Genomic DNA, 14,728 nt, shown 5'->3' on the forward strand with positions numbered 1-14,728 from the left:
CGCTCCGACTTGACTCTCGTTTTTTGGCTTAGATTACTTCGTGCCGCCGCGCCACTTTAACAAACTCCGCCCCAGCCCTCTCTAAATGCTCCTGCGTATGCGCCGCGCTGATCTGCACCCGGATTCTTGCCTCACCCTTCGGTACCACGGGATAAGAAAAGCCGATGACGTAGATTCCCTCCTCCAGCAGATCGGCGGCCATCTCCTTCGCCAGTTTGGCGTCTCTCAGCATGATGGGGACGATGGGATGTACGCCGGGTTTGATGTCAAATCCGGCCGCTGTCAGCTGTTCCCGAAAGTAGAGCGTATTTTGTTCCAGCCGGTCCCGCAGTTCGGTGGTTTCCGACAGCGTGTCGAGACATGCAATAGTAGCGCAGACAATGGCAGGGGCCAGCGTGTTGCTGAAAAGGTAGGGTCGTGATCTCTGCCTCAGGATATCGATTATCTCCTGCCGCCCCGATGTGAATCCTCCGCTGGCGCCGCCCAGCGCTTTGCCCATGGTCGACGTGATGATGTCCACCCGCCCTATGACGCCGCAGTGATCAATCGATCCCCTGCCCGTTGGACCGAAGAAGCCAGTGGCGTGGGAGTCGTCCACCATCACCAACGCGTCGTGTCTCTCCGCCAGTTGGCAGATTTCATCCAGTCTGGCCACAGCGCCGTCCATGGAGAAGACGCCGTCGGTGGCGATGAGTCTGGTGCGATGGGACTGCGTCTTCTGAAGAATATTCTCCAGCTCACCCGTATCACCGTTGGGGTAGCGGAACCGCTCTGCCTTGCACAGCCGGATGCCGTCAATGATAGAGGCGTGATTCAACTGATCGGAGATGACCGCATCTTCCGGGCCGAGGAGTGTTTCGAACAGACCGCCATTGGCGTCGAAACAGGAGGTGTAGAGAATGGTATCGTCTGTCTGAAGGAATTGAGATATCTTTTGCTCCAGCTGCTTGTGGATCGTCTGTGTGCCGCAGATGAAGCGGACGGAACTGAGACCGAAGCCCCATCTGGTTACACCTTCCCGCGCCGCCTCGATTAGCACGGGGTGGTTGGCAAGGCCGAGGTAGTTGTTGGCACAGAAATTGACGACACTGTTTCCCTTCACCTGAATTTCAGCCTGCTGCTGAGATTCGATAATCCTCTCGTCCTTAAAGAGGCCGGCGTCGCGGATGCTTTTCAGTTCATCTGCCAATCTAGGTCTGATGGAATCCACCGTTGTTCCCCGTCAGTTAGCCGGAAACATCAGTTGGTCAATAGAGAAAGGGAGGGCGAGACAATTGGTCATCAGTCAGAAGTGTTGATCAAGCGAAATACTATCGGTCTTACATTTCTCCACAGTTATCCTGCATACCTTCTTCGAATCTCTGGAATGAGGTAATCGTCGAAGGCGCTCTCAAAATCGTGCTCAGGATTCCACCCCCAGTCGCGCCGTGCTGCGGAATCATCCACCTCCGCGGGCCAGCTGTCAACTATTGACTGTCGCTTATCGCTGATGGAGAATTCAATCTCTGCCTCTGGGAAATATGAGACGATCTTCTCTTTGAATTGGTGTGCGGCGGCACTGAAAGCCATGATGTGGTAAACAGATCTGGAAAGATTGTCAGGCGGTGTGTTCATCAACTGAACAATGGCCCGAATAGCGTCAGGCATGGTCATGAACGGCAGGGCGGTTATTTCGCTGACAAAACAGGAGTACGGTTGTGACTGGGCGGCGGCGTGGATCATTTCGGGTCCATAATCGGTAGTCCCTCCGGAGGGGAGGGTATGAGCACTGATCAGCCCCGGGAAACGGATAGCTCGAAAATCGACTAACCCTGCCGATGACTCAACTGACAGACGCTTATAGTGGTTTGAAAAGTAGATGCCGAGATTTTCGCAGTGAAGTTTGTTGCAGCCGTACATTGTTTCGGGGTGCCCAAAATCGTCCTCTGTGATGGAACCTGCGCTCCCTTTGTTCTCTCCGACTCCCATGCCGTAGACGGCTATGGAGCTGGGGAAGAAGAATTGCACCGTTTTCTTCCGACTTGCTGCCTGTTCCATGGCCAGGTCTAGCATATTGATGGTGCCGCCTACATTCACGTGATGGGCAGTCATCGGCGAAAACTCCGCGCGCGTGCTCAGTACAGCTGCCAGATGATAGATGGCTGAGATTTCGAATTCAGCGTTAAGACGTTCCAGCAGGTTGCGGTCAAGAACGTTGCCAAGGATAGCATCCCGGACATTGTCATTCAGTGAACTGTCAAGTTGATTGATATCCAGCGCAACGATGGGCGGGCCACCTTTTTTGCTCAAAGACCTGATCAGGCCGTGTCCGATTTCGCCATTGGCGCCGGTGATTAGAATGACAGGTTTTCGCATAGATGGTTAGAGAAGCAATGGTGGAATCAATTTAGGTGAGAGTGTTTTTGTCTGCAAGAATAATCTCATCATTTCTCGTCGGGAGAATGCCGTCTGATGATGGGAGATGTTCTTGTTTCTCCTTAGTACTGGCGGTAAATTTCATGTTCAGAATTTTCAAGAGGATCAGTTGACTAAAATTATCGCACTGGCAAATCAGAAGGGTGGTGTCGGCAAGACAACTTCAGCCGTCAATATCGCTACCGGTTTGGCCGTTTCTGAAAAGAAGACGCTGCTGGTGGATCTCGATCCTCAGTCAAACGCAACCACCGGCCTTTCCGACTTGATTGAACCTGAATCCAGCACCATCTACGATATTCTGATTAACGGGACACAGATTGAAAGTGGAATCTGTAAAACGTCCCTTGACTACCTCGATGTCATCACCAGCACTCACGATCTTGTGGGGGCCGAGATTGAACTTGTCGGTATTATTGCCAGGGAATACCGTCTGAGAGATTCATTAGCGACGGTGGTGGATAACTATGGATATATCTTGCTGGACTGCCCCCCTTCACTCGGTTTGCTGACTATCAATGCACTCTCGGCAGCGGATTCGATTCTTATCCCTATTCAGTGTGAATACTTTGCGTTGGAAGGACTGAGCCAGCTTTTGCAAACAATCCGACTTGTGCAGCGACATCTGAATAAGAAGTTGGATATCGAGGGAGTGCTTATTACTATGTACGATGGCAGGCTTAACCTTTCGAAACAGGTTGAGAAGGAAGTCAGGGACCATTTCAAGGGAAGCACATTCAACACAACTATTCGCCGCAACGTCAGGTTGGGAGAAGCTCCCAGCTTTGGCAAGCCGATTCTGCTGTACGAGGCTAACTCACCGGGGGCGCAGGATTATCTGGCATTAGTAGAGGAGATACTGGAACGTGACAACAAAGCGTCTCGGTAGAGGACTCAGCGCCCTTATAAGGGAGACAACGGAAGAGACAGTCGATTCCGGTTCAGTCCTGCAGGTAGCACTTGATCTTGTCTCGCCGAATCCCCATCAGCCGCGGCAGGAGTTTGATAAGAAAAGTCTGGAAGAGCTGGCGTATTCCATCATAGAGAAGGGCATTATTCAGCCTATTACCGTTCGCAACCGGAATGGTGGCTATGAGATTATTGTGGGCGAACGTCGCTGGCGTGCAGCAAGAATTGCGGGTCTCACTGACATCCCGGCACGCGTTCTGGAAATCGATGATGATGCAGAAATGATGGAATATGCGCTCATCGAGAATATCCAGAGAGAAAACTTGAATGTTATTGAAGAGGCCGAAGCTTATGCTGTCTTGAACAAGCAATACGGATTTTCTCACACCCAGATCGCCAAGGCGGTGGGGAAGAACCGGGTGACTGTTTCCAACACCCTCCGCCTGCTGAAACTGCCGCAAAAAATCAAGGAAAGCCTGAGAAAAGGACAGATCACCGCGGGACACGCCAGAGCCCTGCTGGCGCTGAAGAATTCGCAGCAGATGCTGAAGTTGTGGAAGAGAATCGTAGAGCGGCAGGAATCGGTGCGTACTACCGAAGAGCTGGTTGCACAGCTTGTCTCGGGTGCTCCTGTCAAAGGGAGAAAAAAGAAAAGAATACGCATTCAGAAGTCGTCGGACATGCGGCAAGTTGAAGATGATCTCATTTCGATTCTTGGTACAAAGGTTAACATCCGTTCCAAATCGAAAGGCGGCATCATTGAAGTGGAATATTACTCGGACTCGGACCTCGAGCGACTGCTTGATCTTTTTGCAGAGATAGAGGAGTGAGATGGCTTCCAATCGTAAGTATACTGTCTTGCTTATGTCTGAAGATGGGGAGGAAACGAAAAGATTTCGTATCAGCCGTCGAGGCTACAGATTCACTGTAATCGCAGCTATACTTATTGTCGCCGCCGGTATAAGCACAGTTTTTTTCTTTACGCCGCGAGTGATCGATTATGAGAAAATGAAGAGTCAGCACACGACACTCATGAATGAGCGGTTGAAGTTGGCTGCTATGCTTAAGGATTTGAAGAGAATCAGGGAGATGGACAGCTATATCAGGCAGTCCCTCGGTATGGACCTGGAAGTAGCCCTTCAGCGTGAAGCTGTTGACACGTTCGAATCCGAATTGGGACCGGGTGTCGGCAAAAACATACCCCTCTCATTTCGCGAGAATATTCCATCGTATATGCCGGTGGAAGGGTTTATTTCCCAGGATTATTTCAAGAGTCCGCTGGCCCGGTCTGAAGATCATCTCGGGTTAGATATAGCTGCCAAGGCTGGTTCAGCTGTTCACTCCACCGCTTCCGGTCTGGTGGTATTTTCGGGCTGGACATACGGTTACGGGAACCTGGTGATTATCTCCCACGGCGACGGCTACTTTTCCCTCTACGGTCATAATCAGCGCAATTTTGCGGAAGAACGTCAATGGATCGGCAGGGGCGACGTGCTCGCCCTGGTGGGTGAGTCCGGACTATCATCAGGTCCGCATCTTCATTTTGAAATCTGGGAAAATGGTAACCCGGTCGATCCGAGGGCGTACATCATTCAGTACCAGAATCAGGATCTTACAGTGAGCTCAGATGACAAAGGATAGTCTGAAACATGTTGAAACCATGATCGGTGAGGACGCTGTCGTCAGCGGTGACATTCTCCTTAAAGGTGGTGCTATCATCGCCGGCAAGGTTAACGGCAATGTTATCACAGAGAGTTCTGTACGGATAACCAGATCCGGCCATGTTGAGGGCAATGTGAAATCTTCTGATGCTTATATTGGCGGTGTAATCGAGGGTAATGTGACTACTAATGGTAAAGTAGTGTTGCGTAGCCATTCGGTCGTGAAGGGTGATATTGTCTATAAGCAGCTGGTGATTGAAGAAGGAGCAAATTTTGTGGGCCGCTGTGATATCGCCTCCCGCGGCAAACAGGAGGGGTCTGCGAAGATGGTGGTGGCTTCGCAACCGCTTGCTCCGCAAGAGGACGTTTCAAGGCCGACCGGAGAAGTCACCTGACTGGCGCTTGTCTAAGTTTATTACGCTGATCCGCACCAGGTTAACTGAAAACGGCTATGCCCGCTGACCAATCGTTTCTGGCAAAAGTTGCTCAAATATTCTCCCGCAACGTGCACCAGTCTGGACCATACATAGCCGCTTCCTACACTTTGATTGGGGCGATCATTGGACTTTCCCTTGCGGGCTATTTCCTCGATAAATGGCTGGATACATCTCCGTGGCTCTTGATAGCAGGATTAATTATCGGATTGGTGATCGGGTTCTATGAGATGGCTAAAGTGGTGTTCAGGAAATAGATCTCGAGACTGAATGGTTGTGGAGTACGATGATTGAATCGATTTTTCTTGGAGCTGTGGTTCCGCTGCTGGTTCATTTGTCTACCTTCCTACTGATAAGGAAAATGACGGATCGCGATCCACTAAAACTGATGAAGGCAAATGTAACAGGATTCATGTTGCGGCTGGTGCTGTATGGAGTGTGCATAGGATTGTTGGCCGTCTTTACTGAGTTTCAGCTTACCCCCTTTGTTATATCTTTTGTGTTCGTTTTTGTGCTTCTACATCTGGCCGAGGCGTTTTATTTTAGTCGTCTATTTTTGAGTGTTAATTCTGATAATTAGACCCGAAACATGAAAATTGCAGAAGCAGATCACGGTGAAGCTCACGGCGATATTCTGACGGAAATCGGCGGCATAATACTGCACCATGTGTCGGATAGTGAACCCCTGATTACCCTTCCGACATTTTTTGGTATTGATTTTTCAATCACCAAGCATGTGGTGATGTTGTGGGTGACAGCGGTTGTTGTATTCTCGATTTCGTATTTTGCTACAAAACGCTATCGGCAGGAGGAGTATCCTGTCCCCACCGGGTTTACCAACGCTTTCGAAAGTGTTGTAGATTTCATTCGCAACCAAGTGGTGCGGCCTAATGTCGGCGCTGAATTTGCCCGTGTCTGGGCGCCCCTTATTCTCACTTTTTTCTTCTTTATCTTAACGGCAAACAGTCTAGGTCTGATCCCGATTTTTGACATCATGCCGGGTGGATCCACGGCAACTGGCAACTTTAATGTCACCGCCGGTCTGGCGACTGTCACCTTCTTCGGCATCATAGCCGCCGGAAGCTTGAAGCACGGATTTCTGGGGCACTGGAAAAATCTTGCACCACCGGGGCAACCTTTTCTCATCTACTTTATTCTTGTCCCAATTGAGATTATCGCTATGTTTGTGAAACCTTTTGCATTAACGATGCGACTGGCAGCGAACATGACCGGAGGCCACATCGCAATTCTATCCATCATGTCATTCATATTCGTCTTCGGTGAAATGTTCAGTCCATCCGCCGGGATTGCGGTTGGCGTCTTTGTCTCTGTACCGTTGAATGTGGCGATCTCGGGTCTGGAAATTATAGTGATTCTTATTCAGGCATATGTTTTCACGCTTCTGTCAGCAATCTTTATCGGGATGGCGATCCATCCCCATCACTAAATGGAAAAAAGGAGGAAATGTAAATGAGACGGTCGATTGTAATTCCAATCATGCTGTTTCTTTTCACGGTTATGGCAACGCCAGCCATGGCTGCTGAAGGTGGCGGATCAACGCTTCACTATTTCGGCGCGGCTATCGGTCTGGGATTAATTGTTTCCGGAGCCGGGTACGGCATCAGCAGATTCACAGCCGCCGCCGCTGAGTCTATTGCTCGTCAGCCAGAAGCGGCAGCGCAAATCACAGCCGCCGTGAACCTGCCCCTCTTCTTGCTCGAAGGGGTAGCTATTCTCGGTGAAGTGTTCTGCCTGCTTATTGTCTTAATGAAATAGCCACTCTTTTCAATTGAGCATCTCGCATCCTTTGTAGATGATGCGGCAGACATTTTGCTCTCAATTGAAAATGATATAAAGCTGAGGATAACTCATGGAAAATCCATTAGTTCGAATTGAGCCGGGTCTGTTCATCTGGACAATTGTCACATTCCTCGCTCTTCTGGGAGTACTGGCTAGGTTCGTCTGGCGCCCTCTGATGGATGCTCTTGAACGCCGTGAAAACAAGATCAGGGAGTCTCTTGAAAATGCTGAAAAGGCGAAGATAGAGCTAGAACGACTTCAGCATGAATCGGAGGAAATTGTTGCCGGGGCGAGGGGAGAGGCTCAGACTATTGTAGCTGAAGGGAAAGCCGCAGCTAAAAAAATGAAAGATGATATCCTTCAGGCTGCCAGAGATAAGGCTACTGGGATCATTGATCAGGCTGGAAAGCAGATTGAAGTGGAGAAGGATAAAGCGCTGGTGGAGATCAAAGCTGAAGTTGTGGATCTTTCCATCCAGGTGGCCGAAAAACTGATCCGAAGGAACCTCTCCAAGGAGGACAATCTCGCCATCATCAATGAATCGCTGAAAAAGGTTGGGTCCATGGATGAAGTCTGAGCGGAAGGCGAAAAAATACGCTGTGGCTCTGATGTCCGTCGCTAGGGGAATGGATGCCATTGATGCTGTCCACAACTCTATGCAGACGGTCAGCCATCTCCTCCGCAAGGATCCGACTTTTCGTTCTTTCTTTCAGACAAGACGTATCCCGGCTCAAGAGAAGTCCGCAATTCTTGAGAGAGTCGTGGCAGAAGCCGTTCATCCTATTGTCTCTGAGTTTTTTGGTGTTCTGGCAGCCGCGAGGGAGCAGCATCTGTTTCATCAGGCTGCTCACTCGTTCGATCTGCTGCGACAACAAGAGCTGAATCTTGTATTAATTACTGCAACTTTTCCGGAAGAACCGTTAAACGAGGAGAATGAACGGGTGGTAGGGGCCTTGAGTAAGATCACAAAGAGGTGCGTCGAGTTTGTTTCGACGATGGATCCTGAAATGATCGGCGGTATTAGGCTGCGGATGGGGAACGATTTTCTGGACGGATCGATCAAAGGTAATCTTGAGAAATTGAAGAGACAGTTAATCTGAAGTTGAGTAAAGGATAGTGTAAGAGATGGATATGAAGACTGAAGAGATTCGAGAATTACTGCGAGCTGAGATCGACAAGTTCGACGTCTCCATTGACGTTTCAGAAGTTGGGGAAGTGTTGGAGGTGGGAGACGGCGTGGCGCGGGTGAGCGGTCTCGAAAATGTGATGAGTTCGGAGTTGGTGGAGTTTAAGAACAACGTCTTCGGTATAGCGCTGAACTTAGAAGAAGACAATGTCGGTTTGGTGTTGTTCGGTGAGAGTCATCTCGTAAAAGAAGGCGATATGGCTAAGCGGACCGGTAATGTAGTGGATGTGCCTGTGGGTGAAGCCATGCTGGGCAGGGTGGTAAACCCTCTGGGTCATCCCATTGATGGCAAAGGAACTATCGATACGGACGAAACGTTACCCATCGAGCGCAAAGCGCTTGGTGTGCTGGCTCGGCAGCCGGTGAAGGAACCGTTACAGACCGGTTTGAAGGCCATCGACAGTATGATCCCCATCGGCAGGGGGCAGCGGGAACTCATCGTCGGTGATAGACAGACGGGAAAAACCGCCATCGCTATCGATGCAATCATAAATCAAAAATTCACGCAAGATACTGATTATCCGGTCTATTGCGTCTATGTTGCTATCGGCCAGAAAGCTTCTACGGTGGCCCGCGTTGTAGCTCAATTGGAAGCCTACGGCGCCATGGATTATACAATTGTGGTGACCGCCAACGCGTCCGATCCCGCTCCGATGCAGTACATCGCCCCATATTCAGGGTGTACCATGGGCGAGTACTTCAGGGATAACGGCGGACACGCTCTGGTAATCTATGATGATCTCTCAAAACACGCGGCCGCCTACCGGCAGATGTCGCTACTGCTGAGACGTCCCCCTGGACGGGAAGCTTTCCCCGGAGATGTGTTCTATCTCCACAGCCGTCTGTTGGAACGTGCCAGCAAGCTTAACGACGAACTCGGCGGCGGATCTCTCACTGCTCTCCCCATCATTGAGACTCAAGAGGGTGACGTGGCGGCCTATATTCCCACTAACGTAATTTCCATCACTGACGGGCAGATTTACCTGGAAACAAATCTTTTTAATTCCGGCGTTCGGCCGGCCATCGATGTGGGGCTTTCAGTATCGCGCGTTGGCGGCAACGCTCAGATCACGGCGATGAAAAAGGTAGCCGGTATGCTTCGCCTCGATTTGGCCCAGTACCGGGAACTGGAGGCGTTTGCCAAATTCGGCTCCGATCTGGACAAAGCGACGCAGGATCAATTGACGCGGGGCGGTCGCATGGTAGAAATCCTTAAACAGAACCAGTATGTGCCGTTGGATGTGGAAAAGCAGGTTGCTATGATCTGGGCTGGAAACAGCGGCTATCTGGACGATGTTCCCATGGAAAGGGTCAAGGAATTTGAAGAAGGTTTCTATTCCTTCATGGAGGCAAACTACGCTTCGGTCATGAGCGATATCAGAGAAAGCGGCCGGATCGATACGGAGGGTGAAGAGTCGCTCAAGAAAGCTGTCAATGAATTTAAGAATGGGTTTATGACCACTGCGTGATCCGTTGAGATGGCAAATCTGAAAGATATTCGGGAGCGTATCCGATCGGTTAAAAGTATCCAGCAGGTGACCAAAGCAATGAAAATGGTGGCCGCCGCCAAGATGCGTAGGGCCCAGGAGAGGATGGAGCAGGCTCGGCCGTATGCCGATCGTCTTTCCGGGGTCATTGAGTCACTGCTGCCAGAGGTGGACAGGCAGCTGTTGCCGCTGCTGGAAGTGCGAGAAGTGAAGCGGATGGCTGTGGTGGTGGTGACTTCGGACCGTGGTCTGGCCGGTTCATTTAATTCCAACATCATCCGTCGCGCTGAAGAGGTGATTAGCGCATTCGGAAAGCAAAATGTCGACCTTTTTTGCATCGGACGGAAGGGGCATGATTACTTTAGAAAGCGGGATTACGACATCACGGAGGAACATACCGATTTTTGGAACGATCTCTCTTTCGGACACGCGATCCGCTTTGGGGAAGGAATCGTGAACCATTTCACGGGCGGCTCGGTGGACAAGGTGACGGTTGTTTTTAACTGGTTCAAAAATATAGCCACTCAGGAATTACGGGCCGAAGATCTTCTACCCCTCGTCTATGATGAAGGGGAGACCAAACCTGTTGATCGGCTCTATGAACCGTCCAAGTCAGAGATTGTGCAGTCACTCGTTCCCCGTCATGTGACTATCCAGGTGTGGAGGTATCTGCTGGAATCATTTGCCAGTGAACAGGCGGCCAGGATGGTTGCTATGGAAAACGCCACGGAGAATGCGGGTGAACTGATCAAAGATTTAACATTGGAGTTTAATAAGGCGCGCCAGGCATCTATTACCAAGGAGATGCTCGAAATTGTGAGCGGTGCCGAAGCGCTGTCAATGCAAGGATAGACAGGAAAGGATTATGGAGAAGCAAGGGAAAGTATCGCAGATTATGGGTGCTGTAGTGGACGTTGTTTTTGATGATGGACACCTGCCTGAAATCAATAATGCACTGGAGATTGAGAGAAAGGGTTCCGGGAAGCTCGTTTTGGAGGTGGCCCATCATCTGGGTGACTCCACCGTCCGTACAGTAGCGATGGATTCCACTGACGGTCTGGTTCGAGGTCACAAAGTACTCGACACCGGCGAACCTATATCGGTCCCTGTCGGGCCGGAGACCCTGGGCAGACTTTTTGATGTACTGGGAAATCCCATCGACGGTATGGCGTCGGTGGAGACGAGTAAGAAGTATCCCATCCATCGGCCGAGCCCACCGCATGTAGATCTCAGCACTGAAACAGAGATGCTGGAAACTGGCATCAAGGTAGTCGATCTTCTTGAGCCGTACTCAAAAGGGGGCAAGACAGGACTTTTCGGCGGTGCCGGCGTAGGAAAGACGGTCATCGTCATGGAACTGATCCACAATATAGCTACACATCATGGAGGCTATTCTGTTTTTTCGGGAGTCGGTGAGAGGACACGTGAAGGGAACGACCTTTATCGCGAGATGAAGGAATCGGGCGTCATCGATAAGACGGTAATGGTGTTTGGCCAGATGAACGAGCCGCCCGGCGCCCGCCTGCGCGTGGGACTGTCAGGGCTGTCTATGGCGGAATACTTTCGCGACGAAGAAGGCAAAGATGTACTTTTGTTTATCGATAATATATTCCGCTTTACTCAGGCAGGTTCGGAAGTGTCAGCACTCCTGGGCCGCATGCCGTCAGCGGTAGGCTATCAGCCGACGCTGGCTACGGAGATGGGTGAACTGCAGGAACGGATTACATCTACAAAGAAAGGATCGGTCACGTCCGTCCAGGCGATCTACGTTCCGGCGGACGATCTGACGGATCCGGCACCGGCCACGAGCTTTGCTCACCTTGATGCCACTACTGTGCTGGAGCGGAGGATTGCTGAGTTAGGCATCTATCCGGCAGTGGATCCGCTCGCATCAACATCACGTATCATGGATCCGCAGGTTATTGGAGAACGCCACTACCGCGTCGCCAGAGAGGTTCAGGGGATCTTACAGAAGTACAAGGATCTACAGGATATTATCGCTATCCTAGGACTGGACGAACTTTCTGATGAGGACAAAGTGACGGTGGCTCGCGCCCGCCGCATCGAAAGATTCCTGTCGCAGCCGTTTTTCGTGGCTGAACAGTTCACCGGAACGCCAGGCAAGTATGTTTCTCTGGAAGACACCATCGACGCCTTTGAGAGACTCATCAGCGGTGAATTTGATGATCTTCCGGAAAGGGCATTTCTGTATGTGGGCACGATAGATGAGGCGATGGAAAAAGCGAAAGAGATAGAAGGATAGTGGTCTCGACCAGCTAGAACGAAAATGAGCACTTTCCCACTCGAGATCGTAACACCGACAAAAATCCTGGATGAAGGAGATATATCTTATCTACGCTGTCCCGCTCCAGACGGTCTTTTCGGTATTATGTCGAATCATAGGCCGGCTTTGATTACGATAGTTGTTGGTGAGATAAAAATCACGAAGAACGGCAAGGAAAGCTACCTCGCTACAAGTGGTGGCTATGCTGACATTCGAAAAGAAAAGGTTCAGCTCCTGCTGGAAACTGTGGAGCGGTCACAGGAGATTGATACGGGTCGGGCTGAGACGGCTTTCCAGCGGGCAAAGCAGCGGCTATCTTCAGAAGGTAGCGACGCAGATCATGTAAGCGCTCGTGGATCAGTCGTCAAAACTTTAACACGATTGCAAGTGGCAAGGCGGAAATAGATAACTTGATAGTGACAAATGTTCTTGACCGCTCGTAACTTCAGGGCGGTTTTTTTATTTTGGAGAGATGTTGAGCCATGTTTGAACGAACACATACATGCGGTGAACTGAAGAGTTCCGATGTCGGGGCCGCTGTGGTCTTGAACGGGTGGGTTTCCACAACGCGAGACCATGGGGGAGTAATCTTCGTAGATATACGCGATCGCTACGGGACGACCCAGGTTACCTTCAACGAAGAAACCCATCCCGACAGCTTTGCCGTGGCCAGGAAGCTGTCGATGGAAGACGTCATTTCTGTTAAGGGGACAGTCAGGGCGCGGGTAAAAGGTGCGGTGAATCGCGATCTGACAACGGGGGAGATTGAGGTCGAATCGGAGCATATAGAACTCCTGAACGAGGCGGCACCTTTACCCTTCCTGGTGAGTGACCGCGACAGCGCAACGGAAGAAGTTCGACTGAAGTACCGCTACCTGGAACTGCGGACGGATGAACTTCAGCGCACAATGCAGATCCGGCATGAGGCGTCCCAGGTTGTGCGTAACCATCTCAGTGGCAACGGCTTCATGGAGATTGAAACGCCGTTCCTGATGAAATCGACCCCGGAAGGGGCAAGGGACTTCCTTGTCCCCAGTCGCCTCCATAGCGGCAAATTCTACGCCCTTCCTCAGTCGCCACAGCAGTATAAGCAGATTCTGATGATTGCTGGCTTCGACCGCTATTTCCAGATCGTAAAGTGTTTCCGGGATGAAGATTTCCGCGCTGATCGGCAGCCGGAATTCACACAGATCGATATCGAAATGTCGTTTGTGGATGAGGAGGATATCCGTCAGGTGGTGGAAGGTCTGGTAACAGTCGTATTCAAAGAAATAATTGATGTGCAGCTGGACGCACCCTTTCCTGTATTGTCGTATCGTGATGCTGTGGAGACCTATGGCAGTGACAGACCGGATCTGCGTTTCGATCTGCCGCTCGTCGATTTTTCTGAGCTGGCGTGTCAGTCGGACTTTAACGCGCTGAAATCTGCTCCATGCGTGAAGGCTATTGTGATACCTGATGCCGACAGCTACTCCAGAAAGGTGATTGATGGTTTCTCCCAGTTCGTAATGGATTACTCCTCTCAGGAGAAGAAGACGCCACTGGCCGGAGTTACGTGGATGCGGTGCAAGGAAGGAGATCTGACAGGAGGGATTGCGAAGTTTTTTGCTGAAGCACTGCGTCAGGATGTTATCAAATCACTCTCTTTGGAAGAGGGTGACCTCGTGCTGTCTGTGGGCGGGGAACGGGAGACGGTTCTATCCACCATGGGAGCCCTACGACTCGAGATCGCCAGGCGCCATGACTTGATGGATGCCGGCGTCTTCCGGCCGGTGTGGGTGCGCGAATATCCTCTGTTTGAACGGGATGATAACGGTGGCTGGACGTTTCTCCACCACCCGTTCACTTCGCCGCGACCGGATGATCTGGACAAGCTCGATTCCGATCCCGGGGCGGCGTGCTCCCGGGCCTATGATCTTGTCATCAACGGCTGGGAAATTGCCGGTGGCTCTATCAGGAACCACGATCCGCAAGTCCAGATGAAGATCTTTGAGCTGCTCGGCATTCCAGAAAAGGAAGCTAAAGAACGATTCGGGTTTCTGCTGGAGGCGCTCAGCTATGGCGCGCCGCCCCACGGCGGTATCGCCTTTGGCTATGACCGGTTGGTGATGATACTTGCCGGCGCAACTCAGATCCGTGATGTCATCGCATTTCCCAAGACCACCAGCGCTCTCAATCTGATGGACGGATCACCCAGTGAAGTGCCGCAGGAACAGTTGAAAGAGCTGGGGATCAAGATCAGGAAGAAGAAAGCCGACCTCTAATTTCTGAGCGGTTTACCTTTTTTGAGGAAGTAACTGATGCGGTCCTGGGTTTTTTGTTCGCCGCAAAGCGCTATGAATGCTTCACGCTCAATGTCAAGGAGGTACTGTTCATCTAGCCGTTTGGCAGAGCCGCCTTTGTTTCCACCTGTAAGAACGTAAGCCAGTTTCTTAGCTACTGTTTCATCGTGGGCTGAAATTTTGCCCTGAACTCGGTAACCCTTCAGGGCCACGGTCATAGCTGTCCGGCCACCTTTACCTGCCAGGATGATGTCATCTCTGTATGCAGGTGGG

18 protein-coding genes are annotated in these 14,728 nt (G+C 51.0%); 15 read left to right on the top strand and 3 right to left on the bottom strand.

Annotated features, from left to right (window positions below; genetic code table 11):
* Positions 1-28 precede the first annotated feature (28 nt).
* Both kbl and QF669_07920 read right to left on the bottom strand, forming a co-directional pair.
* Positions 29-1,210: a glycine C-acetyltransferase gene (gene kbl, locus QF669_07915; protein ID MDP6457358.1), complete on the bottom strand. Its 1,182-nt coding sequence runs from the start codon at positions 1,208-1,210 to the stop codon at positions 29-31.
* A 125-nt stretch (positions 1,211-1,335) separates the two neighbouring features.
* On the bottom strand, positions 1,336-2,355 hold the full coding sequence (locus QF669_07920; protein MDP6457359.1) for an NAD-dependent epimerase/dehydratase family protein: 1,020 nt from the start codon (positions 2,353-2,355) through the stop codon (positions 1,336-1,338).
* A gap of 169 nt (positions 2,356-2,524) precedes the next feature.
* Here QF669_07920 and QF669_07925 point away from each other — a divergent pair, with 169 nt between their 5' ends.
* The 15 genes from QF669_07925 to aspS all read left to right on the top strand — a co-directional run bounded on the left by QF669_07925 (position 2,525) and on the right by aspS (position 14,437).
* Entirely contained in the window at positions 2,525-3,301 is a 777-nt protein-coding gene (locus tag QF669_07925; GenBank protein MDP6457360.1) for an AAA family ATPase, read from the top strand.
* The gene (locus QF669_07930; GenBank protein MDP6457361.1) at positions 3,279-4,151 is read left to right on the top strand and encodes a ParB/RepB/Spo0J family partition protein; all 873 of its coding nucleotides are present in this window, start codon (positions 3,279-3,281) and stop codon (positions 4,149-4,151) included. Before QF669_07925 ends, QF669_07930 begins: the two co-directional genes overlap by 23 nt.
* Before the next feature lies 1 nt (position 4,152).
* The gene (locus QF669_07935; protein ID MDP6457362.1) at positions 4,153-4,962 is read left to right on the top strand and encodes a M23 family metallopeptidase; all 810 of its coding nucleotides are present in this window, start codon (positions 4,153-4,155) and stop codon (positions 4,960-4,962) included.
* The gene (locus QF669_07940; protein ID MDP6457363.1) at positions 4,949-5,377 is read left to right on the top strand and encodes a polymer-forming cytoskeletal protein; all 429 of its coding nucleotides are present in this window, start codon (positions 4,949-4,951) and stop codon (positions 5,375-5,377) included. Before QF669_07935 ends, QF669_07940 begins: the two co-directional genes overlap by 14 nt.
* Positions 5,378-5,433: 56 nt before the next feature.
* A complete protein-coding gene (locus QF669_07945) occupies positions 5,434-5,673 on the top strand; it encodes an AtpZ/AtpI family protein (protein MDP6457364.1) in 240 nt (79 codons plus the stop codon).
* A gap of 29 nt (positions 5,674-5,702) precedes the next feature.
* Positions 5,703-5,996, top strand: coding sequence for a hypothetical protein (locus QF669_07950; protein ID MDP6457365.1), 294 nt, complete (start codon positions 5,703-5,705; stop codon positions 5,994-5,996).
* Between the two features lie 9 nt (positions 5,997-6,005).
* The gene (atpB, locus tag QF669_07955; GenBank protein MDP6457366.1) at positions 6,006-6,863 is read left to right on the top strand and encodes a F0F1 ATP synthase subunit A; all 858 of its coding nucleotides are present in this window, start codon (positions 6,006-6,008) and stop codon (positions 6,861-6,863) included.
* An 86-nt stretch (positions 6,864-6,949) separates the two neighbouring features.
* On the top strand, positions 6,950-7,192 hold the full coding sequence (locus tag QF669_07960) for an ATP synthase F0 subunit C (GenBank protein MDP6457367.1): 243 nt from the start codon (positions 6,950-6,952) through the stop codon (positions 7,190-7,192).
* A gap of 94 nt (positions 7,193-7,286) precedes the next feature.
* Positions 7,287-7,793 carry a F0F1 ATP synthase subunit B gene (gene atpF, locus QF669_07965; GenBank protein ID MDP6457368.1) on the top strand — a complete coding sequence of 169 codons (507 nt, stop codon included), beginning with the start codon at positions 7,287-7,289 and terminating at the stop codon, positions 7,791-7,793.
* On the top strand, positions 7,783-8,316 hold the full coding sequence (gene atpH, locus QF669_07970) for an ATP synthase F1 subunit delta (GenBank protein ID MDP6457369.1): 534 nt from the start codon (positions 7,783-7,785) through the stop codon (positions 8,314-8,316). The genes atpF and atpH overlap by 11 nt, the downstream gene beginning before the upstream one ends.
* Positions 8,317-8,341: 25 nt before the next feature.
* Complete coding sequence (gene atpA / locus QF669_07975; protein MDP6457370.1) at positions 8,342-9,871, top strand: F0F1 ATP synthase subunit alpha; 1,530 nt, start codon at positions 8,342-8,344, stop codon at positions 9,869-9,871.
* A gap of 9 nt (positions 9,872-9,880) precedes the next feature.
* A complete protein-coding gene (atpG, locus tag QF669_07980; GenBank protein MDP6457371.1) occupies positions 9,881-10,741 on the top strand; it encodes an ATP synthase F1 subunit gamma in 861 nt (286 codons plus the stop codon).
* 10 nt (positions 10,742-10,751) lie between these two features.
* Entirely contained in the window at positions 10,752-12,152 is a 1,401-nt protein-coding gene (atpD, locus tag QF669_07985) for a F0F1 ATP synthase subunit beta (GenBank protein MDP6457372.1), read from the top strand.
* Between the two features lie 24 nt (positions 12,153-12,176).
* Positions 12,177-12,578 (top strand): ATP synthase F1 subunit epsilon, encoded by a 402-nt coding sequence (gene atpC, locus QF669_07990; protein MDP6457373.1) that lies wholly within the window; start codon positions 12,177-12,179, stop codon positions 12,576-12,578.
* Between the two features lie 77 nt (positions 12,579-12,655).
* Complete coding sequence (aspS, locus tag QF669_07995; protein ID MDP6457374.1) at positions 12,656-14,437, top strand: aspartate--tRNA ligase; 1,782 nt, start codon at positions 12,656-12,658, stop codon at positions 14,435-14,437.
* Here the strand turns inward: aspS and QF669_08000 are convergent.
* Positions 14,434-14,728, bottom strand: a 295-nt coding sequence (locus QF669_08000) for a 3-hydroxyacyl-CoA dehydrogenase (GenBank protein ID MDP6457375.1), incomplete at its 5' end; no start/stop codon positions are given. The two genes, aspS and QF669_08000, sit on opposite strands and share 4 nt — an antisense overlap.

Source organism: Candidatus Neomarinimicrobiota bacterium (assembly GCA_030743815.1).
Classification (GTDB): domain Bacteria; phylum Fidelibacterota; class Marinisomatia; order Marinisomatales; family S15-B10; genus UBA2146.

Excerpts from the sequence above, each read along its gene's own strand:
- atpB (MDP6457366.1), top strand. The coding sequence starts at position 6,006 with ATGAAAATTGCAGAAGCAGATCACGGTGAAGCTCACGGCGATATTCTG.
- atpH (MDP6457369.1), top strand. The coding sequence starts at position 7,783 with ATGAAGTCTGAGCGGAAGGCGAAAAAATACGCTGTGGCTCTGATGTCC.
- QF669_07920 (MDP6457359.1), bottom strand. The coding sequence starts at position 2,355 with ATGCGAAAACCTGTCATTCTAATCACCGGCGCCAATGGCGAAATCGGA.
- QF669_07950 (MDP6457365.1), top strand. The coding sequence starts at position 5,703 with ATGATTGAATCGATTTTTCTTGGAGCTGTGGTTCCGCTGCTGGTTCAT.
- atpG (MDP6457371.1), top strand. The coding sequence starts at position 9,881 with ATGGCAAATCTGAAAGATATTCGGGAGCGTATCCGATCGGTTAAAAGT.
- aspS (MDP6457374.1), top strand. The coding sequence starts at position 12,656 with ATGTTTGAACGAACACATACATGCGGTGAACTGAAGAGTTCCGATGTC.
- QF669_07960 (MDP6457367.1), top strand. The coding sequence starts at position 6,950 with ATGGCTGCTGAAGGTGGCGGATCAACGCTTCACTATTTCGGCGCGGCT.
- QF669_07940 (MDP6457363.1), top strand. The coding sequence starts at position 4,949 with ATGACAAAGGATAGTCTGAAACATGTTGAAACCATGATCGGTGAGGAC.
- atpC (MDP6457373.1), top strand. The coding sequence starts at position 12,177 with ATGAGCACTTTCCCACTCGAGATCGTAACACCGACAAAAATCCTGGAT.
- QF669_07935 (MDP6457362.1), top strand. The coding sequence starts at position 4,153 with ATGGCTTCCAATCGTAAGTATACTGTCTTGCTTATGTCTGAAGATGGG.
- atpA (MDP6457370.1), top strand. The coding sequence starts at position 8,342 with ATGGATATGAAGACTGAAGAGATTCGAGAATTACTGCGAGCTGAGATC.
- atpF (MDP6457368.1), top strand. The coding sequence starts at position 7,287 with ATGGAAAATCCATTAGTTCGAATTGAGCCGGGTCTGTTCATCTGGACA.
- QF669_07945 (MDP6457364.1), top strand. The coding sequence starts at position 5,434 with ATGCCCGCTGACCAATCGTTTCTGGCAAAAGTTGCTCAAATATTCTCC.